Source organism: Streptomyces stoeckheimensis, from assembly GCF_045822005.1.
In the GTDB taxonomy this organism is placed as follows: Bacteria; Actinomycetota; Actinomycetes; order Streptomycetales; family Streptomycetaceae; genus Streptomyces; species Streptomyces stoeckheimensis.
On sequence record NZ_CP169550.1, the window covers coordinates 9026947 to 9049472 of the forward strand.

Consider the following 22526-nt stretch of genomic DNA (forward strand, 5'->3'; position numbering starts at 1 on the left):
TGGTCCAGGACCGGTTTCCCGACCTGGTGGCGAGGCCGAGTCGGTATGGGAAGCGGCGTTCAGGGATGGCCGCATTACCCGGGAGCAGTTCCAGAACAGGAGGCGAGGTGGAAGCCCTTCCTGATCGGGTACGGCCTGGCGGCGTAGATGGGGCCCGCCGGAACCCGCCGCGCGGCCGGCCCGAAAATCCGGGTGCAGGCGGGGCCCGCTGTAGATGAAAATGGTTGCCATGAGCGATATGCGAGTGACTACCTTCCGCAGCGCCACCGGCATCAGCCTCACGGTGGACATCCCCCGGTCCGTGGCCGCCAAGCTGGCCGACCCGAAGGGGCCGGGCATCTACAAGGACTCCGTCGCAGAGGAGGACACCGGCCCGGACGACATCGACCAGATCACCATCAACGTCATCCCGGACGACAACGAGTAGTACCTGCACGCGCGCACGGCGGCCCCCGGATTCTCCGGTCGGGCCGCCGCGTGCTGTCTGGCCGTCAGGGGGCGGGAGGCCCGCCGCTTCCGCCCGTGCCTATCAGGACGTAAGCCAGCGTCACCACGCCGGCCCCGACCAGGACCGCGACGCCGGCCTGCGGGTGCATGTACGCGATGTATACCGCCACGACGCCGACCAGCAGCAGGACGAGGGCGCGCAGATCCAGCGGACCGTTCACCGGGACACCGCCGAGCTGACCGAAGGGACCACGATGGTGCCCGCCGCGGCGAGCTTCCGGGCGCGGCGCCGGACCCGGTACAGCCGCCGCTCGACCGACTTCCGCGTGGTCCCGAGCTTCTGGGCGATCTCCTCCTGCGTGGCGCCGGTCTCCAGGATCGCCGTGCAGATTGCGCGTTCCTCCATCGAGGCGCCTGCCAGGATGGTGGCCAGCGTCTCCTGCAGCACGGTCTGGTGCTCCAAGCTGGTGCGGCCCTCTGCCGAGGGCCGCTGTCCCGTCTCACGTGACGTTGCCGGCGTCTCAGTGAGGTGCAGTTCCGCAGAGCCCGGGAACTCGTGCCTCAGGCCGAGTTCATCCGTGCTGACGCTACGGCCGTGGACTCGCGCCAGCCTCCTTTGACGGAGTCGTCTCCTTTTACGCACTGATCCACATCCCGCTCGGCGAACAGTCCAAGGTCAGTTGGGCGGGGGCCCGCCGAGCTGCTGTTGTTTGTAAAGCCAGACTGCGCCGTGGCTGCTGCCGCTGGCGAGGAGCGTGCCGTCGGGGGAGAACGCCACCGTCATGACTCCGTCTCGATGTCCGGTGAGGGGGGCACCGACAGGTCGGCTGGTGGCCGGGTCCCACAACCGCAGCGTCCCGCGGTAGCTGCCGCTGGCGAGGAGCGTGCCATCGGGGGAGAACGCCAGCGCGTGGCACGAATAGCTGTCCGTGAAGGGGCGACCGACAGGCTGTCCAGTCGCCGGGTCCCACAGCTGAATCCCGTCGTTGCGACCCCCGTCGGCTAGGAGGGTGCCGTCGGGTGAGAACACGACTGAGTAGAGGGGGGCACCGACAGCCTGTCCGGTGAGGGGGGGCACCGACAGGCTGTCCGGTGGCCGGGTCCCACAACCGCAGCGTCCCGTCGTTGCTGCCGCTGGCGAGGAGCGTGCCGTCGGGGGAGAACGCCACCGTCATGACTCCGCCTCGATGTCCGGTGAGGGGGGCACCGACAGGCTGTCCGGTGGCCGGGTCCCACAACCGCAGCGTCCCGTCGTTGCTGCCGCTGGCGAGGAGCGTGCCGTCGGGGGAGAACGCCACCGTCATGACTCCGCCTCGATGTCCGGTGAGGGGGGCACCGACAGGCTGTCCGGTGGCCGGGTCCCACAACCGCAGCGTCCCGTCGTTGCTGCCGCTGGCGAGGAGCGTGCCATCGGGGGAGAACGCCACAGCCAAAACCATCCCACCGTGCACAAGATGGCTGGGCTCCGCCCGTAGGGCCGGCGGTGGTCCGGGAGGCGGGGACGCGGGTGGGTGGCTGAGGCGGTCACGGACATCGGCTGCGCTGGCGGGCCGGTGGCCTGGGTCCTTGGCGAGGAGTTCGGCGAGCAGTGCGTCGAGGTGGGGCGGCAGGCCGGGGCGGTGGCTGGAGGGTGGTGCGGGCGGGGTGTGTACATGGGCGTACCCCAGAGCTGCTGGGGTGTCGAGATAATCAAAGGGGGTGCGGCCAGTCAGCAGCTCGTACAGCACGCAGCCGAGCGAGTACAGGTCCCCGCGGGCGTCGCCGACCTTGCCCTGAAGCCGCTCGGGCGGCATGTAGGCGACCGTGCCGATGACGCGGCTGGCAACGGTCAGGGTGGAGATGTAGCGGGCGATTCCGAAGTCGAGGATCTTCACGCTGCCCGCCGGGGTGAGCATCAGGTTGGCAGGCTTGAGGTCACGATGCAGTATTCGGGCGGTGTGTGCAGCGTGCAGCGCGTCGGCGACCTGCGCGGTCCACGCCAGGACGTCCGCGACCGGCGGCAGGCCGTCTCGCAGCACAACGCCCAGGTTCCGGCCGGGAACCTCCTCCATCACCAGGTAGAGCGTGCCGTCGCCGTCCCGTCCGAGATTGTGGACGGTGACGATCCCCGGATGACTCAACGCCCCCGCCGTGTGGGCCTCCCGGAAGAACAGCTCCTCCCAGAAGAGCGGGTCCTCATCCTCGGCCGTCCTGAGATGCGGTTGGAGCAGTTTGACCGCGACGGAACGCTTCATCACGCGGTCGCGGGCCGCCCTCTCAGGTTCTGCGCCGAGGCCGACCTCCCGCCGGCCGCCGTCCGCACCGGAACCCTGGTTGCGTTCGTGGAGTGGTGCTGGCATCAGCCCGCCCGGCCGCCGAAGCCCGGCTCCCCGCCCGGGAAGCTCACGGCACCCACCACCATCGACCGCCGTCTGTCCGGCATCGTCGTCACCGCCCGCCGCCGGCTCAAGCTCCAGCTGCAGGAGGATATCGCCGAGGAGGCCCGTGCGCTGCTCAAAGCGAAGAAGAAGGCCATGGCCAAGACCAAGGAGACCCGCGGCCGCGGCCCGGCCCCCGCCCTGCTCGTCCGGCACATGGAGAAGATCGCCGCCGCCCTCCCGGAGAATCGGTCCGGGATCCGCGACCTGTCGATGATGACGATGCACTTCGCGATCGCCGGCCGCGAGCATGAACTCGCCTGGCTCCGAGTCCGCGACATCGTCGAAGACCCCGAAGGCCGTGGCCTGATCGTGGACGTGCGGGTCTCGAAGGTTTCCTCGCGCGTGGTCGAGGTCCTGTACGGATCCCGCGCGCACATCTGCCCGGTCCGCGCCTGGCGCCGCTGGAAGGAGGCGGCCGCCCTCGACGACGCCCCAGACGGATTCGCGTTCCGCCGCCTGCACAACCGGTGGGGAACCGTGCTGCAGGGCGGCCTCGACCCCGAGACCGTTGGCGACGTCCTCACCCGCATCGGCGCCCGCGCCGAACTCGACATCCGGCCCACCGGCCACGAGTCCGCCCGCGCCGGCAACGCCGACGCCGTCATTGAACGCCAGGGCGGATGGGCCCGCGGCTCGAAGGTCATGCGCGGCTACCGCGAGGCCGACGACGGGTTCAAGGAGAACGCCCTGCACGGGGTCCTGTGAATCCGGCAGGGGAGGTCCGGCCCTTCGTTGCGCCGTCCGTGTAGCACGCCCGATCTTGGGCAGGTCTTCGGACTGTCGGACCGGCCGACACAGGGAGGGGATCATGAACACCTACCGCGAGGACACCGCCGAGGACCACGCCCGGAACGCGACGATCGCGAACACGACTACCCAAGCCGTTGGCCTGGGCCTGGCCGCCGTCGCGTTCGCACTGTTGGAGGTCGCGCAGGCAATCCGCGAGGCCAGCAACAAGGACTGACCCGGCTGAGCCCTGATCCGGTGCGGGTGGACCACCTCCTCGACCGCCCCCGGTCGAGGAGGTTCTCGGCACCCCAGGCCGACACAGCGGAAGCTACGCTTCCGAACCAACTTGCTCCCGCCGAGACCGCGATCAGAGCGAGTGCGAGACTGAGAGCGTGAGCACTCCTCGCCGCCGCCCACTGGGCACCGGTCCCGGCCCCGCCGTCGAGGAGCAGCACCGTACGGACGGGCGCCGCACCATCGTTGAGCGCGCCACCACCGCCCCGGACTCCGGCCTCACCCGGACGACCCCGGCCCCGGCGCCGTCCGGCCGACGCTTGCTCGGCAACGGCCCGAGCGCCGCCGAAGACTTCTAATTTCCGGCCCTCATCTGAGGGCCGATTTCTGAAATGGCCCGGCCGAGGTGCCAGCAGGACGCGTTGGGGAGTGCCGCTGGCCGGCGCTTTGATCCTCGTGGGGACATCGAAACGAGGCCCCACCCTTCCCGGGTGGGGCCTCGTTGGCGTGCGTCTTGGATCAGCGTCCCGTCCGCCACCACCGCTGTCGCCGGGCCGGCGCCGGGGCCGAATCGAGCGGCTGCGGGGGCGGGGCGATGCGGTCCGGTGTCAGGCCGACTTTGTCGGGGTGGACGCAGGCGGGGGTGCCATCGGCGGTGTACCGGTGTCCGTCGGCCGGGTTGAACGGGCATTCCCGGCTCGGTCGGTCGTAGACCACGAACCCTTCGCGGGGGAGTCTCGTCGCCGGACAGATCCCGCACGCCGGATGGTCGGGGCCGGTCACGAACGGCGTCGTCATGGCGGGACGGTAGCGTAGCGGGCCGCTAGGCGGCGGCGAAGGAGATGGCGTGCTCGCGGCCGGCCCGGTTCATGCCGATGGACGCGTACCGTGCCGTCAGGATCTCCACCCTGCGGTCCACTTCGTCCTTGACGAGCCAGTACCGGGCGGGCGGCTCGCCCCAGGCCAGTCGGTAGGCGCGGTGGGTGAAGTCGCCGGTGTAGTCGGTGTGCTCCTGGTCGGTCTGGTGGATGAGCTGGAACCCGGCACGTGCCGCGATCCGCGCGACCAGCTGCGACTGGGCGATCATCGCGTGGGTCATCTCGTCCACCGGCACCGCCACCGCGACCTCGGCCAGGCGCTCGTCGCCGGTCAGGTCGAACACCGCCGCCTTGAGAGCCGGCGCCCGCAGGCCCTCAGTGAACAGCGGCCCCCTGTCCGCGTCCAGGCTCCACTGCTCGATCACGGGGAAGCCGGTGAAGCACTGCCAGTCGCTGCTGTACTCCAGCGTCGCGGTCTCGAACGCGCTGAACTCCTCGTCGGCGACGATCGCCGCCAGGACCTCCTGCGCCCGCTCGGCGACGTCTGCGGGGGTGGGCATGCTCGTGCTCATCTTCGGGCCTCCTTCGAAACGATGAAGGTGCCCCGCACGGCCCGGGTCGGGCGAGTGCGGTTCGTGCCCGTACGCCCGGGGGTACGGGCTTCCGCCCCGGACGTACGGGAATTCTGGTCCGCCACGGCAGGTGACGAGAGGGACCTGCGTCGGCGGGAGGGTTCATCTCACGTGCTCGACGTCCCGTATCAGTGCCTTGATCTCCAGGCCGGACTCCAGCCGCACCCACAGATAGGCGATGGCCGCGTCCATGCCGTCCCAGCCGGCGCCGACCTGGGCGATGGTTCCGGTGAACTCGACCGGCCGCTCCCGCCTCCGGTCTTCGGGCTCCACGTACGTGGTGCCGGTGACTGTGTCCCCGACCTTGTAGGGCGTGCGGGCCTGCCGTGTGCGCAGCGGGCTCATGCCGTGGCCGGGGCGTCGGGGAGGGAGACGTCGAACTCGGGGCACTTGGCGAGGAACCGCTCCAGGCCCGCGTCGGCGCGCTCCAGCAGAGAGGGGGAGGGGACGCCGTGGGCGGGCTGCTCGGACGTCCAGGGCGCGGCGGCGGGTGGGGGTGGGGGTGCGCTCATCAGGGTCTCCCAAGGGCTGCGGAGTCGGTCATCCCGGCCCCAACGACGCTAGGGAGGTCCGGCCAGTGCCCTCAACGGTTTTGCGGCTTTTTGCGGACGGCTACCCGCACGCCCCACGGACGCGTTCGATCCGGGCGCGGGCGGCCGGGCCGTAGACGGCGACGGCGGACAGCTGCGCGAAGGCCCGCTCGTACACGGCGATCTCGCCCGGTGCGGTGATGCTCACGCGGGCCGACAGCAGCTCGATGCCAACCTGGGCGGTGTCGTAGACGGTGAAGGACTCCATGGACCACAGCGGACGGGCGGCCCCGGCCGGGACGATGCCCAGCGACACCTGCGGCAGCGCGAACACCTCCAGCAGGCGGTCGAGCTGGGCGACGGTGGTCTCCTTGTCCGCGACTCCCGGCAGCAGCACGGACTCCTCCAGGAGGAACGCGAAGGTGCGACCGCGCTTGTTCAGGATGCGGGAGCGGGCCAGGCGGGCGCGGGCGGCGGAGTCGGCGTCGGTGTCCGGGGCGGCGTGGAAGGCGCCGTAGGCGGCGATGACGGCCGCGGCGTATCCGTGGGTCTGGAGCAGGCCGGGCACGACGTGCGAGCAGTACACGCGGAAGGACCGCGTGCGGTCCATCAGCGGCACGATCTCGTTCTGCAGACGGGTCAGCCCGGCCCGGTTGAGCCGCTTCCACTCCACGTACATCGAGTTCGCGCTCCGGGCGGCCGCGATGAGGTCCGCCTCCTGGTCCTCAGCGCCGCACGCCGTACACCAGGCCCGGATGTCGGCGTCTGACGGGGCGGCCTTGGCGTGCTCGATCCGGGAGGTCTTCGCGCCGTTCCACCCGCACCGGTCGGAGAGGACGCCGCCGGCCAGGCCCGCGTCCAGGCGCAGGTGCCGCAGCCGCAGGGCGAGCGCGGCACGGGCTTCCTGGGCACTGGACAGGGGCGAGGACATCGGTGGGCCGTGGGTCAGGGCTTGTAGTCGGCCAGCGGCACGGCGCGCTCCCACACGGCCGTGAACGCGGACGCGCACAGGGCGGCCGTGGTCGGGTCGTCGGACATTTCGCCGCCGGTCGGGGTGCCGTTGCCGGAGAAGTGGTTCCAGCGGATGAGGCGGCCGTCGATGAGCCAGAAGTCGTTCCCCGGCAGCGCGATGTCGGACGCGAGGCGGCGTGCCAGGTAGCGGATCTCCTCGCCTGCCAAGGCGTTCACGGACGCGCCGGCCAGCCCGTAGCGGGCATAGTCCGACAATGGCTCGGAGACGATCCGAGCCCGCCGGACGATCACGCCCCGGGCGACGGTACGGCGCACCAGCTCGACCCAGAACCGCCAGTACTCCGACGCCGGGTCCATGTCCCGCTCTCCGGTCTCCAGCCACCCGGCGAACCCCGGGGACTCCGCGGGCACCCCGTAGCCGTCCCGCATTTCGAGGTGGAGTGCGGAGACGCGGGCGCCGTCGAGGAGTTCGTCAAAGCCCGGAACGACGTCGGTCTGCGTCATCACACGCCTTCCTCAGGATCTCGGTCATCGCGGCCGGGAGACGAACGACCGCCTCGGAGTCGGGAATGTCCCCGCTCTCCCGGCACTCGGCCGTCTCCGCGTCGGTCGCCTTCCAGCCCTGCACGACGACGTCGCCAGTGTCCTGGTCGACCCACACCGACGGGCACTGCCCGGTGTCGCTGTTGGGGTCCTTGCCCCAGAACCGTAAGGCCATGACTGCCCCCTGCATCACGCTGTTTGCGGGAAATTGCACGCCACCTCCAGCGAAGCAGCACCCGTCACGGGGGTCCAGGCGTCTACCGGACTAATCTCCGTCGACCAAGCCGCCGTGGCAGGTGGCGGGGAGCACCTGCGCAGGCCCCCGCACCGCCTTCGGTATCACGACGGGCCGGGCCGGTACCGGGTAGCGGTTGGCATGCCAACCTGCCCAGGCGGCATGGAGCTACCGCTCCCTACGGCACCCATTACAGCAACCGGGACGCCCTGCTCCGCCTCACCGCGTACGGCGACGGCACCGCCTCCGGCCGCTTCACAGCCGGGCTGGAGTTCATGCGGGCCCGGTCGCATCGGACCGTGTGGCCGACCTACGAGGACCACGTCACCACATGGCCCGGCTCGGCCGGCACGGTCGTCCAGCCGGATCAGCTCGCCGACGCCGACGCCGACACCGACACCGACATCGAAATCGTCATCGGCCTTGCCGTTCCCCACATCACCCACATCACCTTCCGCGAGGAGGACGGCACCGGGGCCGCCTGGTTCTACTCCCGCAACGACCGCTCATGGGCGGGCGTGCGCTGGCCGGAGGAGGGCGGGCCGGGCACCGTCTACCAGTACGGGCCCCAACGCCTGTGGGACGCCGTGGAAGCCGCCTGCTCGTGGTGGGAGGAACAAGGCCGCCCCGGACTCGACTGCTTCGGCCTTACGGTCACCCAGCGGTGAGACACCATGGTTGGACGAACCAGGCAACCTGCTGCCGGGGGCGCAGTGGCGATAAAGGAGGACGGCCGTGGGCGAGCGTGAGGAACCGCTGGAGCAGTGGGCGGACCTCCGCGACCAGCGGCGTGCATCTGACCGGCAGATCACCGGACGCCGCCGCGCCGAACCACTCGACCCCGCCGCCCGAGGCCGCGCCGCGCACCTCGCCCCCGACGCCCCCCCCGCGTCCTTCTGGAGCTCGACGTCGAGTCGGGGGAATGGGTGCCCGTCGGAGTCGCCGACAACGCCGCCGAGGCTGCGCTCTTCCTCACCGGCTGACGCTGCGGTAGCTCTGGACGACACCCGTCCCCAACGGTCCTGGCCGCAGGACGGAGTCTGACCCCTGGCATGCACAGGAGGTGCCCCGCACGCCAGGCGTGCGGGGCACCTCCGCAAACCGTCCTCGGAATGCCGCAGCATTCCGAGGACGAGTTCACCTCGTCGGCTACGCCGGGGGGGCGTACGTCGGGCGGTCCGACACTGGCCCCGGCCGCCCGTCGATGACGATCGAGAGGGACTGAGGGCTGAGGTTCCGCTCCAGGCGCCTAAGTTGGCGTCTCCGCTGCTCCTCGCGGAAAACCGCATGCTGGGAGCCCGGCCGCCAGTAGACCGACTCAAGCTCGGCGAGGGGGGCGGGTGTGGTGGACATGGTCCTGGCCCAGGCGTTCAGCCAGTCCTTCTGAGCCCTTGACGAGCGGATGCCGCAGCCACGGAGGAAGGCCGCCATCTGCTCGCGGGTCCGGGGCAGGGCCTGACGGTTGATGATGCGGTGAGCACTGCTTATGGCGAGCCACTCGGCACCGGCACGTTCCTGCATCAGGCGCAGGGGCGGAGCTCCCGCGCGCTCGTAGAGGTCGACAATCGCCCGACTCAGTTCGCCGCGTGACGCGATCAGACCGGGTGTGGGCACACGGTGATCGGAGAAACCGCGCTCTTCGAGCCTCGCCCGAGCCCAGCCGATGCGGCTGGCCAGGACGTCGGACTTGCTTACGTCGCAGCCGCCGACGAACTTCATGACGACGGTCTCGCTCGGAGTCCTCTTGCCTGCGGCGGCGCGCTTGAGCGTCGCGGAGGACAGGCCCGTACGCGCCGCCAGCTGTTCGTAGGTGAGGCCGGCCGCCTGCCGGTGCTTGCGCAGCAGGGCCGCAAGCTCGCCCCGGGCGCTCACGGTGAAGTCGACCGGGTTCTCGGGTCGTCCCATCCCCGCACCCCTACTGGCTCGCGCGCAGCAGGAGCTGAGCCAGGCCGACGACGATCTTGCGCCCACCGCTGGCCGCGATGACCACCGCCACCCCGATCGCACCGCAGTAGGCGAGGAGGGGGTAGATCTCCGCGGTGGGCATGTCGGTGATGGAGAGGGCCGAGCCGAGCGAGGGGAAGGCGATGACCGCCGTGACGACGGGGAGCGTGAGGCGGTTCTGTTCGGCCGCCTGTGCTGGGAGGATCGGAATCTGTGGGCGTGCGGTGGCGTCGGAGCCCGGCTGGACGTGCTTCTTCGGCATGGAAGTCCCCTGAGTGTGAAGGCGGGGCGAGGCGTCGACGTGGCGCCTCGCCCTGGGCTACTGGCTGCAAAAGGCATGCACCCAGGGGGAATTGGCGTTCCCTCCGCGTGTGTTCGTGCCGTCGTCATCATCTCAGGCCTTGTGGACCCCCTGGAGCTCGTGTCTCACCCCAAGCCCGATTTTGGCTCACGCCTGTTCCAACCTCCCAACGCATCTCTGTCGGGACGACGTGCCGGCGGGAGAGCCCATCTGAGTGTTGACCTGACCTGCGTAAACACCGGTGCGATCACGTCAAGCGAGGGTCCTTCCTGGTGGCGGTTGCCACCTTCGGTTCGAAGCGCTGGTCCCATCGGACGGGACATAGGCTCACCGTCGTACAAACCTGGGTTGCCGTGCCCGATGACTTAAGTCAACAATCCGAAGCATCGGGTAGGCGGAAGCCACCTGGATGGTCCCCCTGACGGCTACTGGCTGCAAACCACGCTGAACGGGACTCCGCCTGGCTTCACGTTGGCGCGTGAATCAGGCACTGAGGCTGTCATCTCCCAGAGGTGGCAGCCTTGTTGTTTTCCCAGGTCGGCGTCGAGCGCCGGTTCGGCCGCGCGTGCGCCTGAGACTGGACACCGGCCCCCGTAGGCCGCGCGTACGGGGGTTTTCTCCTGCCGTCTCATCTCGCTCATCCGGGTGCCCGTACCCGGGAGGTGTGGGGATGTACGGGGAGCTGTGGGCGTGGGCGCAGGCGGAGCCGGGGAAAGCCGCGCTTGCGGCCGTGGTGATCGGGGTCCCGGCGGCCGGGAGCGCTCGCGCAGCCGCGGCAGAAGGAGAGGGCGGCGCGGCCCGCGTCGGCTCCGCCGCCGACGCAGGCGGCAGAGACCGCGATCAGCGTGTCCGGGCCGTTCTGGTCGTTCGCGTACGCCTCCCGCCGCGCCGCCGACCACGGCGCCCGTTCGACTGGCGGGGAGCGTCATTCAAACCACGCGATATTCGGAGGGCTTCGGCGTCAGCGGGCCGTAGGGTTGGCGCGCCAAGACAGCCTGGTAGTAATGGAGAAGCGTGCGGTCTGAGGAACATGTGGGGTGGGAGCGGGACTTCCCGGTCCGGTATCTCCTGGTGCGGGACGACATCAGCGGTGAGGAAGAGGGCGTGCTGTGGGGGCGGTGCGCCGAGGCCGAGGGCCTGTTCATGGACGTGCCTCCGCTGCCGCGAGAGGTCCTGACGCTGCGCGGCTGCCTGCGCGAGAGCCTGCTGGTCCAGGCGGTGGCGGACAGTGCCGAACCGGTGCGGCTGCTGGGGGACGGAATGCTCTCGATCGAGCCTGTGGATACCTCGAACGACGGGCCGGCCCGCTTCTGGGACCTGGAGGACACGGCTGTCCTGGCCCACTGGCCCACGCCGGGCGATCCTGGGCGCGTGGACATCGTCCTGGGCACCGGTGTCAGGGAGGATGACTACTGGGGCTGCAAGCGGCTGCCTTCGAGCCCGCGGTTCGACCTGTGGTTCCCCTCGTTCCAGGGTGACAGCCCATCGGGCGATTGCCGTTCCATTGACGGCCTGTTCACCCCGCGCCCGCAGCGACCCACACAGCCAGTGCACCTGATCGGCTGCGAACCCGCCACACCGCTTCTGACCCTGCTGAGTCGTCCCCTTCCCCAGAAGGGCGACCCGATCACGCTCTGGCCCCTCGACCGCCACGGCCGGACGATGACCAGGTACCGCCTCGACCTGGACACCGTCGAGGCACGCCCGTCCACCCTCGGTGGAGCCCTGATCGACGTCACAATCACGGACCCCGGTGACGACCGTCCAACTCTGGCCGCCCGCGCAGTCTGGGAGATCTGGTCCGACGGTGTTCCCACGCGGCCCAACCAGTGGGCACAGTTCGACGCCAAAGGCCGGTCCGAGTGGCTGGCCCTCACCCGCATCGGCCCGTACTGGCCGGAGGGCCTCTCCGGCGGGACGTACCACCTGGACGGACAGCACGTCACCGACAGGAACGGCTTGCTCCTGGCACTCGGCGAAGCCCTGCTCGGCCCTGGCGCCAACTACGGCAGAGACCTGGACTCAGTGGCGGATTACCTGTGTGGCGGGCCCTCCGTCGTCCCCCCGTTCACCCTCGTCTGGCACCACGCCGACATCGCCCGCCACGCCCTCGCCGGACACGTCCTGTACCACCTCGGCGGCCTGTCCTACTTCGAGGTGACCGTGAACCTCCTGCGCGAGAAAGGCGTCACCGTCGTGCTCCAGTGAGGGATGCGACGGACAATCCGCCCAGCGAGCTGCGGGAAGATCGCGGTGACGTCATACGGTTGAGGAGGCATGGTCGGAGCGCTGTTCATAGCGTTGATCTTGCCAACGGGCACTGACAACAAGGCCGGTAGCCGGCTTGGTGGCCGTGGATGCGGAAAGCCGGTATCCGCGTTCCGGAACGTGTGTGGCGGTCGGGAAATATGTAACCCATACGGGTGAGGGGTGTTCGAGCGGGTCGCCCGTCTTCCACTCGTCGGCGGGCCAGTTTCCGTCCGCAGATGACCGGTCCAGGTGCGGGTGTGACGAATTGCGTCCGAGACTGCCCGAATAGGTGTCATCCGGGGGTGGTTGTGCTGTCCCGGGGGTGCCTGAGGTGGTCATGTTTCCGGTTCGGGAAGGGTTTGGGCGGCCGGACCGGGCGGTGTTTCGCTGAGGCCGGTGACTCCCGAGTGTGAGCGGGGCTCCGGGGCGTGCATGCCCCGAAGCCCCGCGGGGGTTCGACCATTCCGCAACCTGCTGAAGGAACGACATGATCGAACGTGCAGATCGGCCTGACCGGCCGGTGGCCCCAGAAATTAGCATTCCGGCCCCGCACCTGCTCGAAACACGGCTGTACGCAGTCCTTTCGGGTATGGCGCGCTGGTCTTCGGTGTTGACGACGGTCCTCGTCGTCGCGGTCACCGCCGGGTGGGTCGACGAGGCCGGCGTCCTGGCAGCCACACCGCTGGTTTACGGGGACCGGACGGTCCTCTTGTTCAGGGTGCTGCTGCGCCGCTGACCCCCGCCCCGACTTCGCTCGCCCGTGCCTGCGGGCGACGCGGGGCTACAGAGCGGGGCCGGGGCTGCGGATGGCAGCCCCGGCCTCTCCACTGCCGTCCACGGTCCGCCACGCGCAGAGGGCGCAGCGTCCGGACCGACCGGCCACCCGCACGGCCCGCTCTGTTTCGGCCAACTTTGCGCTGATGGCCGAAGTCGCACTTATCCCCGAGCGAGGACTTTCCATGATCACGGAATTTTTCCGGACCGCTCCCGAACCCGGACCGAGGGCTGCCGGGGCAGGGGCGGAGATTCGAACGGCGCCCCGCGGTAAACGCGTTGTCGAGCGGGTGGCCTGTGCGGTGTTCCGGGCGCGGTTCGGGGACACCTACCGGCAGTACGCGGCCGTGCGCCTGGGCGACCCGTGCGCCGGCGAGGTTGTCGCGGTGGCCGTGTGGGAGTCCATCGAGCGGGCCTGGGACGGCCTGCTGCGCGATCCTTCACCGGTACCCGGGGCGTGGGCGCTGCTCACCGGTGCGGTCAGGGCCTGCCCGACGCGCCCCTCCTCGGCCCTGGACCGCCTTCCCTGCCAGGCCGCCGACACCTTCCTGCTGCGGCACTGCGTCGGGCTTGACGCGGACCAAGCGGCCCAGACGATGGGCATCGAGAGCGCCGCGTTCGAATCCCTCTACCGCACCGTCGTACCCCACCCGGGCACCGGAAATCCCACCGGCATATCCATCCGCTAAGTGCACGCCCGGCACATTCGACTGCGCCCCGACCAGCACCAATACCCACCCGCAGCGATCGCGCCTGATTTTCACCAGAACACTTCTCCCCTGTATTCGGACGGGTACTTTCCTAGAGGAACAGCCCCTAGGATTGCTGCTTTTCCACCCGTGAACCCGCCGCCCGCGCGCCACACTCCGCGCCGGCGGCCGCCGTGCTCAGGGGGAGCGCTTGCCGATCGACGTGACCAAGCCCAGCCTGGCCCGCATGTACGACCACCTGATCGGGGGCGCGAGCGGATACACCTCCGACCGGCGCGCCTGTGCGGACCTGCTGGACCTGGCACCGCGGCTGCGTGAGCTCGCCGCCTCCAACAAGGCGTTCATCGGACGGGCGGTGGCATGTCTGGCCGGGCAGTACGAGGTCCGGCGCTTCTTGGACCTCGGTTCAGGCATCCCCCGACGCCCCCACATCCACGAGATCGCCCGTCAAGCCCGCCCCGACACCCACGTCGTCTACGTCGACAAGGACCCCGTCGCCCTCGGGCAGAGCCGTCTCATCCTGGCCGAGGACTCCGCGGCCGCGACCGTGATGTGCGCCGACATCCGCGATACCGACCGCATCCTGCACCATCCCCGGGTCAGACGCCTCCTGCAGGCCGGCCTGCCCGTGGCGGTCCTCTTCGGCTGGGTCCTGGAATGCATCCCAGACGAGGAGGACCCCTGGGCGCTCGTGCGGGGCCTGGTCGCCCACCTGCCGCCCGGCAGCTACCTCGTCGTCTCCCACCTCACCCACGAGGACCCCGAAGTCCGTGCGGAAGTCGGAGGCTTCTTAGGGCAGACGCTGGGAGGGGACTGGGGCAACATTCGCCGGCGCGGCGATGTCGACCGCTTCTTCGCCGGGCTTGCCATGGTCGGCCAGGACACTCCCGGCGACGTGGCCGGCTGGAACCGGGGACATCCGCAGCCCGCGCCCCAATGTCCCCCCAGCGGCTGGGTCCAGTACGGGGGAGTGGCCCGCGTACCGTGACGGCTCCACCTCCGGTTCCGAGGCCGTCCGCCGAGCCCGCAGGCCACCCCGGAGCCGTGCCTCGGACCTGCTGATCTGCTCCTGCAGGAAGGCCAGGCTGTCCTCCGGCCCGAGGGCGAGGTTGGACAGGTCGTTGAGGTTCGCGTCGTACTCCTCGACCACCGCTGGATCCGCGTGGAGCCGGCTGACCTCCGGACTGCTGCCCTCCAGGTAGAGGACCGGAGGAGGTGCCTGGCCCCCCTGCTGGCTCTCTGGCTCCGGGAACCGGAAGAGGGCCATCGTCATCGCCTTCGGATGCTCGAACTGCCACCCCTCACGCAGTAGCACCCGAAGGGCGATCCAGTCCCTGCACCTGGCGAGCTGGTGCAGTTCGAGGAGCTGCTCCAGCATCGCCTTCTCCCCGGGGACCGGCGTGGCCAGGACATGCTCGTCGATGATCATCGAGTAGTGAAGCGAAGTCCCCCACTCCAGACGATCCTGACGCTGCCGACGCTGCAGCAGACGGTCGGGAACCAGCGCCAGCAGCTCAGGACGCGCGCCACAGGCCCGTTCCATCACCACCTTGCTGTACTGCCGGGTCTGGACCAGCCCCGGCACGTACACCCCTGCGAAGTGGATGATCTGCGATGCCGTCTGCTCCAGCCGCCGGACGTGCTCGAAAGCCTCCGAGATGGCGAAGTCGCCGTCCAGCGTGAAGGGCTTCTCGCGGTCGCCGGTCTTCTCGGCCATGATCTTCGTGGCCTGCTCCCGCCACGACACCAACGTCGTCTCATCCACCTGGTACGCCCTCGCCAGCTGGTCCGCAACATCGTGGGCGACTCTCGCCTTGATCTTGCCGCCTTCCAAGCGGCTGAGAGTGGGGACGGAACTTGCTGCGCCCTGCGCGACCGCCTCGGCCATGGTCCACCCCTTGAGGAGGCGGGTCTCCAGCAGTTCACCGCCCCACAGACGGCGCGGCAGGGTCACGTCGGCCCCGGCATCCTGCCCCTCTCCGAGGGCCGGCGGGGTGTGCGGACGGGACGGCCGATCGGCCACGCGAAGCTCCCTTGCAGACGGTGGTGAACCCTCACCACCGTCGCAGTCTGGTTTCCCCGCGTGACCTTCCGCAACCGAATCCTCGTATCAGCTGGTCATCCAGTCGAACTCGCCCCTGTCGACACCCTCCAGGAACACGGCGAGCTCGGCACTGGTGAACTCCACCATCGGCCCGTCAGGTAAAAGCGAATTCCGGAACCCCACGTTCCCGTTCTCCAGGCGGCGCACCTCCACGCAGGCCTCGTACCCGTTGCACGCGGCCGACTTCTGCCACGACATCCCTTCAGACATCTCTACACCATCTCCCTCGTACCGGTCCGAACCCTGGAACTCCCGTTCCCTGAACCCCTCCGACTTCCCGAGTTGAACCGAATCGGAAAACCGTGGAAACCGCGGAAAGCTCCTTGTGGGTGGGGCGTGACAACGAGCGTAGCGACGAATCCGCGGCGCGACCCGTCCCCCTGAGGGAGTAACTTTCCAATCCGATCATCAGGTTAGTGAAAAGTGGAAAGGTGTATTCCAGACACCTGGAAAATGCAATGTGAATACCACCCCGGCAAGGAGATCCCGGTTCCTCGGGACGCCTGGCCAACCGTGCGGATCCCTGCCCGGTGGACACGGACCTTCGCCGCGGCGCAACACGACCGAGTCGTCCGGATCCCCGCACCGCTTCACGCCCGCAGAACCGGAGCGCCTCAGTGTGGCGGCAGTCGCAGAGCCCCTATCGCGCGGGGAGGGGGGACGGCGCGAAGGCTTCGCCCAGGCCCTCGGTCACCTCGCCGTCCGCCAGGGCGCCCACGTCCGGTTCGCCAAGACCAGCCGGATCCTCGCGGACCTCGCCGGCGGCCACGCGGACGTGGGACAAGCGGATCCGTGAACTGGTACGGCCCGACATGCTCATCCTCGACGACTTCGCCATGCGACAGCTCGGAGCGTCCCAGGCCGATGACCTCTATGAACTGGTCAGCGAGCGGCAGGGCCGGTCCCTGATCATCACCAGCAACCGGGCGCCCAGCAAAGCGCACATGTTCCGGCGAACCCGTGCGAGGTGCTGCCTGAACAGCACGGGTTCAAAACGGATAGGCAGGCCGCCAGGTCGGACGTAGTCTGCGGGCTGTGACGGTGAGATATGTGTTGGACGGGAGCCAGGTCAGGACGCTGGAGGATTTCTGGCGGGTCGCCGGCGAGAGCATCGGCTGCGGCGGATACTTCGGCCGGAACCTCGATGCCTTCGCTGACTGCCTCCGCGGAGGCTTCGGGACACCGGACGACGGCGACTTCGTGATCGAGTGGCGTGATCACGAAGCCTCTCGCCAGAACCTGGGATACCACGAGACTGCTCGTCAGCTCGAGATGTGGCAGGCCCGCTGTCATCCGACGAACAAGGACCGCATGGCTGCCAGGCTTGCAGAAGCCCGCGCTGAACGTGGCCCGACCGCCTTCGACTGGCTGGTCGAAATCATTGAAGAGGAACTTCCTGGGGGCCTGCGCCTTCGTTAGCCAGGCGGACCGGTCACGGAGCTGGCAGCCGGCCCGCGTCGACGTGATCAGCGAGATAGATCAGAGTGGCCTGCGAGTCCATGCCGAAGGCGGCGGCGACGAGCTTGGGGTCCATGGTGTTCACGAGGTCGACCAGACGGGTGCTGCGGATCATCCGGGGCGGGGAGCCGCAGTCGTCAAGAATGTGGGAGAGATAGGCAGTTGAGGCCGGGCTTCGCCCGGCCTTTGTTCCTTTGGTGACCATTACATGCGGGTTTTCGGTCGGCCAGGCATCGCGGTGCTCCAGGCATCGCTGCAGCACCGTCCAGGAGGCGGGGTCCAGGGGGACGGGGTGGGGTCGTTTGCCGAGCCGGATGCTCTGGGCGAGTTGATCCACTTCGGTGATCTGGAGTAGCCGGACCTCCGAGCTGGAGGCGCCGTGCAGCAGAGCGAGCATGCCCACCAGCGCCTCGTGGGGGTGGACGTGTTCTTCGGTCGTCCAGCGTCGGAACAGCTCGCGCTGCTGGGCAAGGGTGAGGGTCTGGCCTCGGAAGCCGTTCGCCTCCTTCGCGATGAGGCCGCGGGTCGGGTCGACCAGCACCAGCTTCTGGGCCCGCGCGAAGCGGAAGAACTGCCGCAGCACGGTCAGTCGCCGTTTGCGGGCCCGGGGCAGGATGGCCAGGAAGGCCTCGATGTCGTGCACGTCGACGAGGGACCAGTCGGTCTTTTGTCGCTCGTCGATCAGGAAGATGGCCAGGTCCCGCATGGTGGCCAGGGCAGCTTCCAGAGTGTGGTTGCTGCGGGGGCGGGTGCCGGCTCGGCGGGCCCGGTCCTGGGCTCGCATCCGGAAGACGTCGAATGCCGCCACGGCCGGTCGCAGGGGTTCGGGCACGGCCTCGACCCGGCGGTGACGTCGGCCTGCCGCGAGTCGCTCGGCCTGGTCGGTGGGCAGGGCCAGGCCACGGAGGGTGAAGAAGTCCTCGAGGGCGCGGGCGAATGAGCCCATTGACCGTCCGGGCCTGCGGGACCGTTCGAGCAGGGCCCGTGGCGAGTTGGAGTGCTCGTCTTCCAGGAGCCGCCCCAGGTCGGTGATGAAGCCGCAGGCCCTGGCGACGCAGTGGCCGGCAGCGACCTGGGCGACGAAGTCGGCGAGCCATCCGGGTGGGTCGGAGAGTCGTTCCCGAAGGTGTTCACCGCGGATGAAGGGACGGCCGGGGTGCTTTTGCCAGCAGGCCGAGCACAGCCCCAGTCCGGAATGGCGCCGCAGTTGCCCGCATTCGCGGCAGGTCCTCGGCGGGTGCTTCTCCGGTCGGGGCCGTGAACAGTGACCACACCAGCCGGTCTTCTCGCGCAGATGGCCCAGCTTTCCGCAGCGGGGGCATGTCCGCTGGCCAGCCAGCTGGCCGGCCTTGCGCCGGCATTCCCGGCACAGCTGGTTCTTCGGTGACCGGACCGGGTGCCCGCATTCCTTGCAGACGCGCGAACAGGTGATGCACAGGCCGGTGTCGTCCTGCAGCACGCGGTCGAGACCGCAGGATGGGCAGGGAGCCTTGGCGGCTTCCTCCTTCATACGTCGCCAGCACAGGCAGCAGTGCTGGCGGTCGAGATATCCGACGGGTCCGCCGCAGGTGACGCAGTCTCGTTGCTTCTTGCCCGTCCCGACCGGCCGTCACAGGGGCGGCATCGACCGGCCCCGGGCCGAGGCGGCCTGCGGGAGGTCGGCGACTGGGCGAGGGGGTGCGATCGGTCGCTCGACGGGGGTGGTGTCGACCTCGATCAGGTCGTTGGGGGTGCACTCCAGCGCGGTGCACAACGCAGCCAGCGTCGTCATCTTGACCTGCGAGGGTTCCTTGGTGAACAGGGCGGAGACCGATGCCGAGGAAAGCTCCAGGCCGGCTTTCTCGGCCAGCAGTCGCCGCAGTTCGGTGCCGGTCCACACCTCGCGCTGGGCAGCGGCCATCCGCAGTCGCCATTGGATCTTCACGCTGTGGTGTCCTTCCCGCTCAGCTCGGCCAAAGTGCTGGCGACGGCACGCTGATAGGCGTCCTCGATGAAGGTTGCCGACGGCCGGACATATCGCATGGTTGAGCTGACGGTCCAGTGACCGAGCATTTGCTGGATCGCCACCAGGTCGACACCGCGTTCGTAGTTGTGCGTCGCGCACGCTCGTCTCAGGGCATGCGGGCTGAACCGCTCGGATGCTGGGCGTCCTTCGAGTTCCATCAGATAGCGCAGGCGGTTGCGGATGGTTCCGCGATGGAGGCTGCCGCCGGACTCGTCGGCGAAGAGCACCGGCGAGGCGGGGAATTTGGGCCGTACGTCCTCCAGGAACCATCGCAGGACCAGATCGAGGCCATCCAGCATGGGCACCCACCGTGGTCGCGGCCCGGAGGTATGGGCTCCCTTGCCGAAGCGGACATGGAGCTTGCCGAACGGACCGCGGGTGAAGTGCAGGTCCGGCTTCTCCAGCAGCGATGCCTCCTCGGAGCGGAGTCCGGCGTGATACAGCGTCCGGAACATCGCATAGTCCCGGGCGGCGGGTCCGTACTTCCGTGCGGTCGCGATCCGTCGCTTCATGAAGTCGAAGAACTCGCTCACCCGCTCCGGCGTCGGCGGCGGCAGCAGGGCCGGGGAATCGTCGCCGACGTGACGCGAGGCGTTGAACTCGTCGATCGGGCAGACCAGGCGGACGCCGAACGCGGCCTCGATCTCGGCCGCCTTGCGGGCCTGAAGGAACCGGTGGAAGCCCTTGAAGATCTGCACATACTCGCGCCGGGTGGACGTCTTGCGGCCCTGGACCGCCAGGTCGCCGACCACGCGGTCGATGTCCTCGGGTGTCACCTCCCACGCGGGCCGGCCCAGGGCTTTGAGGGTCCGCTCCAGTAGGCCGATGTCGTTGTCGATGGTCACCGGACTGAACCCGCGGGCCCGCCACGAGGCGACGAACGCGTCGACGCACATGGTCTGGAACTGCCACGGGTCCGTGGTCAGCGGCTCCTGCGGGACGGCCCCGCCCGCGATGACCTGCAGTCTCGCCTCGGCCACCGGCACACCTTCCTCGCACCTGAACGGTCAAGGTGGCCCCTTCAAAACTGCGGTGCCACCACGAGAATCAACGAGGACCCCAGGAGGGGGATACGGCCAGGTGGCAGCGGCAACTCTTGTGAGGGAACAAGTGCCAGCCCCAGATGACTGGTATCCCCTCTTCCCGAACCCGGTCGTCGCCGAGTCGCTCCTGGACCGGTTGATCAACACCAGCCATCAGGTCATCATGAACGGCCCGAGCTACCGGCCGAACAAGCGCCCCAAAAACCCCATCGACAAGCCCGACAAGCCCCCGGTCCGCTAACGCCCAGCCCAGTCCACGTTCCATTCCCGCGGCAGGTCCTCGTCACAGAAGACGCAGACGAAGTCCTCCTCCCGAACGATGTTCAGCTGGCTGCAGGCGAGACAACGCCGGAACACCACCTCGTGGGTGAAGCCGGGAGGGTGCTCGATCCCGGCTGCGTCCAGAGCCTTCGCGACGGCTGGCCACGAGCTGATGTCCGGGCAGTATCCGGTCGACTGGTTACTCACCTCGCCGACCACCCACTGCCCGGACTCTTCGTGGAAGCTCATCTCTCCGGCACCAAGCACGGGGCCACCGCCAGCGCACACAACGTGCTCGCTCCGACGCGGGGCGAGCCGCAGCACGCCCGCCGAGTCGATGACGAACGTGAAAGGTTCCGCTAGCTCCACAGCGGTCAGGCCCGACACCCAGTCGTTGAAGTCCGCCACCGAGTGGATGCTGAGGCCGTCAGCCTCCGGCCGGACAAGGGCCCGCAGATCAGGCGGTCCCACATACCGATAGCTCCCCAGCAAGTTCACGCTGGCCAACGTAACTCCCGGCCACGGCCAGGGCCTGATTACGTGAACTTACGCCTGGGGAATATCGAGAACGTTCACACCGGGGGAGTGGTGGCGAGGACCGGGAGGGCAGCGAGTGCGAGGGCGGGCAGGCCGCACGGGCTCCCGGCGACCGAGGGCAAGCGCGGCGACCCGCGCTGGCCGGCCTTCGCCCGCCGCTGCGGCTTCGACATCGAGCACCCGGTCCAGTGCGCAGTGGTGACCACTCCGCACTGGACCAACTTCAGGGTGATCAGAGGGTGCCCGAAGGCGTTCCGATCTTCAGAGCGTCGACGAAGGCTGCGAACACCGAGACAGGAACGGTGAGTCCGGGGCGGTCGGTGTCCTTGGAGTCGCGTACAGCCACCCAGTCGATGGCGTGCGCGACTTCGACGCAGGCGCCCTGGTCACTGCTGGCTGAGGCCTTGCGCCAGGTGAGCCGGGCGGGGTCGAGGGCGGGGTGGTTCATGGGTTCTCCTCTGCGGCGGGTAGCAGGCTGTCGAAGAGCGCCGCGGTCTCTTCGGGGTCGAGCGCGCCCGCCCGCAGGCGGTCCATCGTGTAGACGAGCGAGCGGATTTGCCGGTCCTTCTCCAGGAAGGTGTTTCCGGAGGGGCTGTCGACGTAGCCGATCCGGGGGTCTGAGGGGCCGAACTCCAGCAGGCTGAAGGCGCCGCGAAGGCCGGGGTGCACGTCCTTGCGCGCGGGATACACCTGCAGGGTGATGTTGGGCTGGCGCGCGGCCGCAGCGAGGGCGCGGATCTGGTCGCGCATGACCTCGGGGCCGCCGACCTGGCGGGTGAGCACGGACTCGTCGATGACGGCCCAGAGTTCCAGTGGGTTGGGGCCCGTGAGCCGGCGCTGTCGCTGCATGCGCACATCTACGAGACGGTCCACGCTCTCGGGAGGCAGAGCCGCGTGCACGGCTCGCGCGTACGTGGGGATCTGCAGGAGCCCGGGGATGAGGGCGAGCTCCCACACCTGTGCGGCGCGGGCGTCGGATTCGAGTCCGACGTACACGCCGTGGCCGGAGGCCAGAACTTCCTCGTACTCGGCTTGCTCCCACCAGCCCTTCTCGCTGGCGGAGCGACGGATATCAAGGATCTTGGCGCGCTCGGCCTCGTCGGTGACGCCGTAGTGGTCGAGCAGGCGCGTGACTTCAAGGGCTTTGGGTGCGATGCCCTGCCCAGTCTCCATGCGGCTGATCTTGGAGGTGGAGCACTCCAGGTGTGCGGCGGCCGCGGCCTGGTCGAGCTTGGCGCGCTCCCGGAGCCGGCGCAGCTCGCTGCCCAGCCGACGCTTTCGTACGGTTGGGCCGCCAGGCTCACTCATCCGCTTTCCTCCCCGCCTGCCATGTCCTGGGTTTGCTGGCTGCAAGTCTGCCCTATCGCCGACACCGGCTGTAGCCATGTCCCTTCGCCCCTTCCGTAGCCCCCGGTACGAGTGAAATTCCGTCAGGGGCTTGCTCCATGGGATTGCATGGAGGATTCTAAGGGCAAGTGCACTACGGGATGTAACTGCCCGGTGGCGCATAGTTGATCATCGGGCTTCGGAATCTCGGAGGCACCGCATGCAGCCCCACACCCAGGCCGACATCCGCGCG

33 protein-coding genes and 2 pseudogenes are annotated in these 22526 nt (G+C 69.1%); 14 read left to right on the forward strand and 21 right to left on the reverse strand.

The genetic code is table 11. The features are described 5' to 3' along the window. The first annotated feature begins 229 nt into the window (after window positions 1–229). Window positions 230–427, forward strand: coding sequence for a hypothetical protein (locus tag ACE1OC_RS40990; protein ID WP_407841355.1), 198 nt, complete (start codon window positions 230–232; stop codon window positions 425–427). Window positions 428–491: 64 nt separating this feature from the next. On the opposite strand, the gene ACE1OC_RS40995 is transcribed toward ACE1OC_RS40990, so the two are convergent. The 4 genes and pseudogenes from ACE1OC_RS40995 to ACE1OC_RS41010 all read right to left on the reverse strand — a co-directional run. Beyond that, on the reverse strand, window positions 492–668 hold the full coding sequence (locus tag ACE1OC_RS40995) for a hypothetical protein (RefSeq protein ID WP_407841356.1): 177 nt from the start codon (window positions 666–668) through the stop codon (window positions 492–494). Then, on the reverse strand, window positions 665–910 hold the full coding sequence (locus tag ACE1OC_RS41000; RefSeq protein ID WP_407841357.1) for a sigma factor-like helix-turn-helix DNA-binding protein: 246 nt from the start codon (window positions 908–910) through the stop codon (window positions 665–667). Before ACE1OC_RS41000 ends, ACE1OC_RS40995 begins: the two co-directional genes overlap by 4 nt. Before the next feature lie 213 nt (window positions 911–1123). Next, on the reverse strand, window positions 1124–1525 hold the full coding sequence (locus tag ACE1OC_RS41005) for a WD40 repeat domain-containing protein (RefSeq protein WP_407841358.1): 402 nt from the start codon (window positions 1523–1525) through the stop codon (window positions 1124–1126). 34 nt (window positions 1526–1559) lie between these two features. After that, window positions 1560–2681: pseudogene (locus ACE1OC_RS41010) on the reverse strand (WD40 repeat domain-containing serine/threonine protein kinase); the annotation flags it as partial. On the opposite strand from ACE1OC_RS41010, the gene ACE1OC_RS41015 reads away from it, so the two are divergent. From ACE1OC_RS41015 to ACE1OC_RS41025, 3 genes are all read left to right on the forward strand, one after another. Continuing rightward, the gene (locus ACE1OC_RS41015; protein ID WP_407841844.1) at window positions 2580–3572 is read left to right on the forward strand and encodes an integrase; all 993 of its coding nucleotides are present in this window, start codon (window positions 2580–2582) and stop codon (window positions 3570–3572) included. The pseudogene ACE1OC_RS41010 and the gene ACE1OC_RS41015 overlap by 102 nt on opposite strands. Before the next feature lie 103 nt (window positions 3573–3675). After that, window positions 3676–3831: a hypothetical protein gene (locus tag ACE1OC_RS41020; RefSeq protein WP_407841359.1), complete on the forward strand. Its 156-nt coding sequence runs from the start codon at window positions 3676–3678 to the stop codon at window positions 3829–3831. Between the two features lie 157 nt (window positions 3832–3988). Then, window positions 3989–4189, forward strand: coding sequence for a hypothetical protein (locus ACE1OC_RS41025; protein WP_407841360.1), 201 nt, complete (start codon window positions 3989–3991; stop codon window positions 4187–4189). Between the two features lie 160 nt (window positions 4190–4349). Here ACE1OC_RS41025 and ACE1OC_RS41030 read toward each other — a convergent pair whose 3' ends face one another. From ACE1OC_RS41030 to ACE1OC_RS41060, 7 genes are all read right to left on the reverse strand, one after another. Beyond that, window positions 4350–4628 (reverse strand): hypothetical protein, encoded by a 279-nt coding sequence (locus ACE1OC_RS41030; RefSeq protein WP_407841361.1) that lies wholly within the window; start codon window positions 4626–4628, stop codon window positions 4350–4352. Between the two features lie 25 nt (window positions 4629–4653). Continuing rightward, entirely contained in the window at window positions 4654–5220 is a 567-nt protein-coding gene (locus ACE1OC_RS41035; RefSeq protein ID WP_407841362.1) for a hypothetical protein, read from the reverse strand. A gap of 162 nt (window positions 5221–5382) precedes the next feature. Beyond that, on the reverse strand, window positions 5383–5625 hold the full coding sequence (locus tag ACE1OC_RS41040; RefSeq protein ID WP_407841363.1) for a hypothetical protein: 243 nt from the start codon (window positions 5623–5625) through the stop codon (window positions 5383–5385). Then, window positions 5622–5792 (reverse strand): hypothetical protein, encoded by a 171-nt coding sequence (locus ACE1OC_RS41045; protein ID WP_407841364.1) that lies wholly within the window; start codon window positions 5790–5792, stop codon window positions 5622–5624. Before ACE1OC_RS41045 ends, ACE1OC_RS41040 begins: the two co-directional genes overlap by 4 nt. A 100-nt stretch (window positions 5793–5892) precedes the next feature. Then, entirely contained in the window at window positions 5893–6741 is an 849-nt protein-coding gene (locus ACE1OC_RS41050) for a Scr1 family TA system antitoxin-like transcriptional regulator (RefSeq protein ID WP_407841365.1), read from the reverse strand. A gap of 14 nt (window positions 6742–6755) precedes the next feature. Then, window positions 6756–7286: a DUF6879 family protein gene (locus ACE1OC_RS41055; protein ID WP_407841366.1), complete on the reverse strand. Its 531-nt coding sequence runs from the start codon at window positions 7284–7286 to the stop codon at window positions 6756–6758. After that, on the reverse strand, window positions 7255–7500 hold the full coding sequence (locus tag ACE1OC_RS41060; RefSeq protein ID WP_250752891.1) for a hypothetical protein: 246 nt from the start codon (window positions 7498–7500) through the stop codon (window positions 7255–7257). The genes ACE1OC_RS41055 and ACE1OC_RS41060 overlap by 32 nt, the downstream gene beginning before the upstream one ends. Window positions 7501–7859: 359 nt before the next feature. On the opposite strand from ACE1OC_RS41060, the gene ACE1OC_RS41065 reads away from it, so the two are divergent. Together ACE1OC_RS41065 and ACE1OC_RS41070 are read left to right on the forward strand one after the other, a co-directional pair. Continuing rightward, the gene (locus tag ACE1OC_RS41065) at window positions 7860–8228 is read left to right on the forward strand and encodes a hypothetical protein (protein ID WP_407841367.1); all 369 of its coding nucleotides are present in this window, start codon (window positions 7860–7862) and stop codon (window positions 8226–8228) included. A gap of 67 nt (window positions 8229–8295) precedes the next feature. Then, window positions 8296–8604, forward strand: a complete 309-nt coding sequence (locus tag ACE1OC_RS41070) for a DUF6087 family protein (RefSeq protein ID WP_407841368.1) — start codon at window positions 8296–8298, stop codon at window positions 8602–8604. A gap of 105 nt (window positions 8605–8709) precedes the next feature. Here ACE1OC_RS41070 and ACE1OC_RS41075 read toward each other — a convergent pair whose 3' ends face one another. Together ACE1OC_RS41075 and ACE1OC_RS41080 are read right to left on the reverse strand one after the other, a co-directional pair. Next, entirely contained in the window at window positions 8710–9465 is a 756-nt protein-coding gene (locus ACE1OC_RS41075) for a helix-turn-helix domain-containing protein (protein ID WP_407841369.1), read from the reverse strand. Window positions 9466–9475: 10 nt separating this feature from the next. Further along, window positions 9476–9766: a hypothetical protein gene (locus ACE1OC_RS41080; protein WP_407841370.1), complete on the reverse strand. Its 291-nt coding sequence runs from the start codon at window positions 9764–9766 to the stop codon at window positions 9476–9478. A 1053-nt stretch (window positions 9767–10819) separates the two neighbouring features. Here ACE1OC_RS41080 and ACE1OC_RS41085 point away from each other — a divergent pair. The 4 genes from ACE1OC_RS41085 to ACE1OC_RS41100 all read left to right on the forward strand — a co-directional run bounded on the left by ACE1OC_RS41085 (window position 10820) and on the right by ACE1OC_RS41100 (window position 14527). After that, window positions 10820–12013 carry a barstar family protein gene (locus tag ACE1OC_RS41085; protein ID WP_407841371.1) on the forward strand — a complete coding sequence of 398 codons (1194 nt, stop codon included), beginning with the start codon at window positions 10820–10822 and terminating at the stop codon, window positions 12011–12013. Between the two features lie 529 nt (window positions 12014–12542). Further along, complete coding sequence (locus ACE1OC_RS41090; protein ID WP_407841372.1) at window positions 12543–12791, forward strand: hypothetical protein; 249 nt, start codon at window positions 12543–12545, stop codon at window positions 12789–12791. 340 nt (window positions 12792–13131) lie between these two features. Beyond that, complete coding sequence (locus tag ACE1OC_RS41095; protein WP_407841373.1) at window positions 13132–13518, forward strand: hypothetical protein; 387 nt, start codon at window positions 13132–13134, stop codon at window positions 13516–13518. Between the two features lie 211 nt (window positions 13519–13729). Further along, window positions 13730–14527, forward strand: a complete 798-nt coding sequence (locus ACE1OC_RS41100) for an SAM-dependent methyltransferase (RefSeq protein WP_407841374.1) — start codon at window positions 13730–13732, stop codon at window positions 14525–14527. A 90-nt stretch (window positions 14528–14617) separates the two neighbouring features. Here ACE1OC_RS41100 and ACE1OC_RS41105 read toward each other — a convergent pair. Beyond that, window positions 14618–15427, reverse strand: a pseudogene (locus ACE1OC_RS41105) (DUF5753 domain-containing protein); the annotation flags it as partial. A 222-nt stretch (window positions 15428–15649) separates the two neighbouring features. After that, entirely contained in the window at window positions 15650–15853 is a 204-nt protein-coding gene (locus tag ACE1OC_RS41110; protein WP_407841375.1) for a DUF397 domain-containing protein, read from the reverse strand. A gap of 409 nt (window positions 15854–16262) precedes the next feature. Here ACE1OC_RS41110 and ACE1OC_RS41115 point away from each other — a divergent pair, with 409 nt between their 5' ends. The 3 genes from ACE1OC_RS41115 to ACE1OC_RS41125 are packed head-to-tail and all read left to right on the forward strand — an operon-like array spanning window position 16263 to window position 17062. Beyond that, window positions 16263–16439, forward strand: a complete 177-nt coding sequence (locus tag ACE1OC_RS41115; protein ID WP_407841376.1) for a hypothetical protein — start codon at window positions 16263–16265, stop codon at window positions 16437–16439. A 40-nt stretch (window positions 16440–16479) separates the two neighbouring features. Next, complete coding sequence (locus ACE1OC_RS41120) at window positions 16480–16668, forward strand: hypothetical protein (protein ID WP_407841845.1); 189 nt, start codon at window positions 16480–16482, stop codon at window positions 16666–16668. 10 nt (window positions 16669–16678) lie between these two features. Beyond that, window positions 16679–17062, forward strand: coding sequence for a barstar family protein (locus ACE1OC_RS41125; RefSeq protein WP_407841377.1), 384 nt, complete (start codon window positions 16679–16681; stop codon window positions 17060–17062). Between the two features lie 13 nt (window positions 17063–17075). Here the strand turns inward: ACE1OC_RS41125 and ACE1OC_RS41130 are convergent, their stop codons facing one another. The 3 genes from ACE1OC_RS41130 to ACE1OC_RS41140 all read right to left on the reverse strand — a co-directional run bounded on the left by ACE1OC_RS41130 (window position 17076) and on the right by ACE1OC_RS41140 (window position 20086). Beyond that, window positions 17076–18047, reverse strand: coding sequence for a tyrosine-type recombinase/integrase (locus ACE1OC_RS41130; protein WP_407841378.1), 972 nt, complete (start codon window positions 18045–18047; stop codon window positions 17076–17078). 663 nt (window positions 18048–18710) lie between these two features. Then, window positions 18711–19025, reverse strand: a complete 315-nt coding sequence (locus ACE1OC_RS41135; RefSeq protein ID WP_112437628.1) for a helix-turn-helix domain-containing protein — start codon at window positions 19023–19025, stop codon at window positions 18711–18713. Continuing rightward, a complete protein-coding gene (locus ACE1OC_RS41140; protein WP_407841379.1) occupies window positions 19022–20086 on the reverse strand; it encodes a tyrosine-type recombinase/integrase in 1065 nt (354 codons plus the stop codon). Before ACE1OC_RS41140 ends, ACE1OC_RS41135 begins: the two co-directional genes overlap by 4 nt. A 130-nt stretch (window positions 20087–20216) precedes the next feature. Between ACE1OC_RS41140 and ACE1OC_RS41145 the strand changes: the two genes are divergently transcribed. After that, window positions 20217–20390, forward strand: coding sequence for a hypothetical protein (locus tag ACE1OC_RS41145; RefSeq protein ID WP_407841380.1), 174 nt, complete (start codon window positions 20217–20219; stop codon window positions 20388–20390). On the opposite strand, the gene ACE1OC_RS41150 is transcribed toward ACE1OC_RS41145, so the two are convergent. The 3 genes from ACE1OC_RS41150 to ACE1OC_RS41160 form a co-directional block, all read right to left on the reverse strand. Continuing rightward, window positions 20387–20908, reverse strand: coding sequence for a hypothetical protein (locus tag ACE1OC_RS41150; RefSeq protein ID WP_407841381.1), 522 nt, complete (start codon window positions 20906–20908; stop codon window positions 20387–20389). The genes ACE1OC_RS41145 and ACE1OC_RS41150 overlap by 4 nt on opposite strands. A gap of 271 nt (window positions 20909–21179) precedes the next feature. Further along, window positions 21180–21395, reverse strand: coding sequence for a DUF397 domain-containing protein (locus ACE1OC_RS41155; RefSeq protein ID WP_407841382.1), 216 nt, complete (start codon window positions 21393–21395; stop codon window positions 21180–21182). Continuing rightward, window positions 21392–22255: a helix-turn-helix domain-containing protein gene (locus ACE1OC_RS41160; protein ID WP_407841383.1), complete on the reverse strand. Its 864-nt coding sequence runs from the start codon at window positions 22253–22255 to the stop codon at window positions 21392–21394. The genes ACE1OC_RS41155 and ACE1OC_RS41160 overlap by 4 nt, the downstream gene beginning before the upstream one ends. Window positions 22256–22526 lie beyond the last annotated feature (271 nt).

What these genes read in the sequence shown, in the direction of transcription:
- ACE1OC_RS41155 (WP_407841382.1), bottom strand. Translation starts at nt 21,395, where the DNA reads ATGAACCACCCCGCCCTCGACCCCGCCCGGCTCACCTGGCGCAAGGCC.
- ACE1OC_RS41040 (WP_407841363.1), bottom strand. Translation starts at nt 5,625, where the DNA reads ATGAGCCCGCTGCGCACACGGCAGGCCCGCACGCCCTACAAGGTCGGG.
- ACE1OC_RS40990 (WP_407841355.1), top strand. Translation starts at nt 230, where the DNA reads ATGAGCGATATGCGAGTGACTACCTTCCGCAGCGCCACCGGCATCAGC.
- ACE1OC_RS41060 (WP_250752891.1), bottom strand. Translation starts at nt 7,500, where the DNA reads ATGGCCTTACGGTTCTGGGGCAAGGACCCCAACAGCGACACCGGGCAG.
- ACE1OC_RS41050 (WP_407841365.1), bottom strand. Translation starts at nt 6,741, where the DNA reads ATGTCCTCGCCCCTGTCCAGTGCCCAGGAAGCCCGTGCCGCGCTCGCC.
- ACE1OC_RS41075 (WP_407841369.1), bottom strand. Translation starts at nt 9,465, where the DNA reads ATGGGACGACCCGAGAACCCGGTCGACTTCACCGTGAGCGCCCGGGGC.
- ACE1OC_RS41030 (WP_407841361.1), bottom strand. Translation starts at nt 4,628, where the DNA reads ATGACGACGCCGTTCGTGACCGGCCCCGACCATCCGGCGTGCGGGATC.
- ACE1OC_RS41110 (WP_407841375.1), bottom strand. Translation starts at nt 15,853, where the DNA reads ATGTCTGAAGGGATGTCGTGGCAGAAGTCGGCCGCGTGCAACGGGTAC.
- ACE1OC_RS41035 (WP_407841362.1), bottom strand. Translation starts at nt 5,220, where the DNA reads ATGAGCACGAGCATGCCCACCCCCGCAGACGTCGCCGAGCGGGCGCAG.
- ACE1OC_RS41020 (WP_407841359.1), top strand. Translation starts at nt 3,676, where the DNA reads ATGAACACCTACCGCGAGGACACCGCCGAGGACCACGCCCGGAACGCG.
- ACE1OC_RS41130 (WP_407841378.1), bottom strand. Translation starts at nt 18,047, where the DNA reads ATGGGCTCATTCGCCCGCGCCCTCGAGGACTTCTTCACCCTCCGTGGC.
- ACE1OC_RS41055 (WP_407841366.1), bottom strand. Translation starts at nt 7,286, where the DNA reads ATGACGCAGACCGACGTCGTTCCGGGCTTTGACGAACTCCTCGACGGC.
- ACE1OC_RS41080 (WP_407841370.1), bottom strand. Translation starts at nt 9,766, where the DNA reads ATGCCGAAGAAGCACGTCCAGCCGGGCTCCGACGCCACCGCACGCCCA.
- ACE1OC_RS41160 (WP_407841383.1), bottom strand. Translation starts at nt 22,255, where the DNA reads ATGAGTGAGCCTGGCGGCCCAACCGTACGAAAGCGTCGGCTGGGCAGC.
- ACE1OC_RS41045 (WP_407841364.1), bottom strand. Translation starts at nt 5,792, where the DNA reads ATGAGCGCACCCCCACCCCCACCCGCCGCCGCGCCCTGGACGTCCGAG.
- ACE1OC_RS41090 (WP_407841372.1), top strand. Translation starts at nt 12,543, where the DNA reads ATGATCGAACGTGCAGATCGGCCTGACCGGCCGGTGGCCCCAGAAATT.
- ACE1OC_RS41120 (WP_407841845.1), top strand. Translation starts at nt 16,480, where the DNA reads ATGCGACAGCTCGGAGCGTCCCAGGCCGATGACCTCTATGAACTGGTC.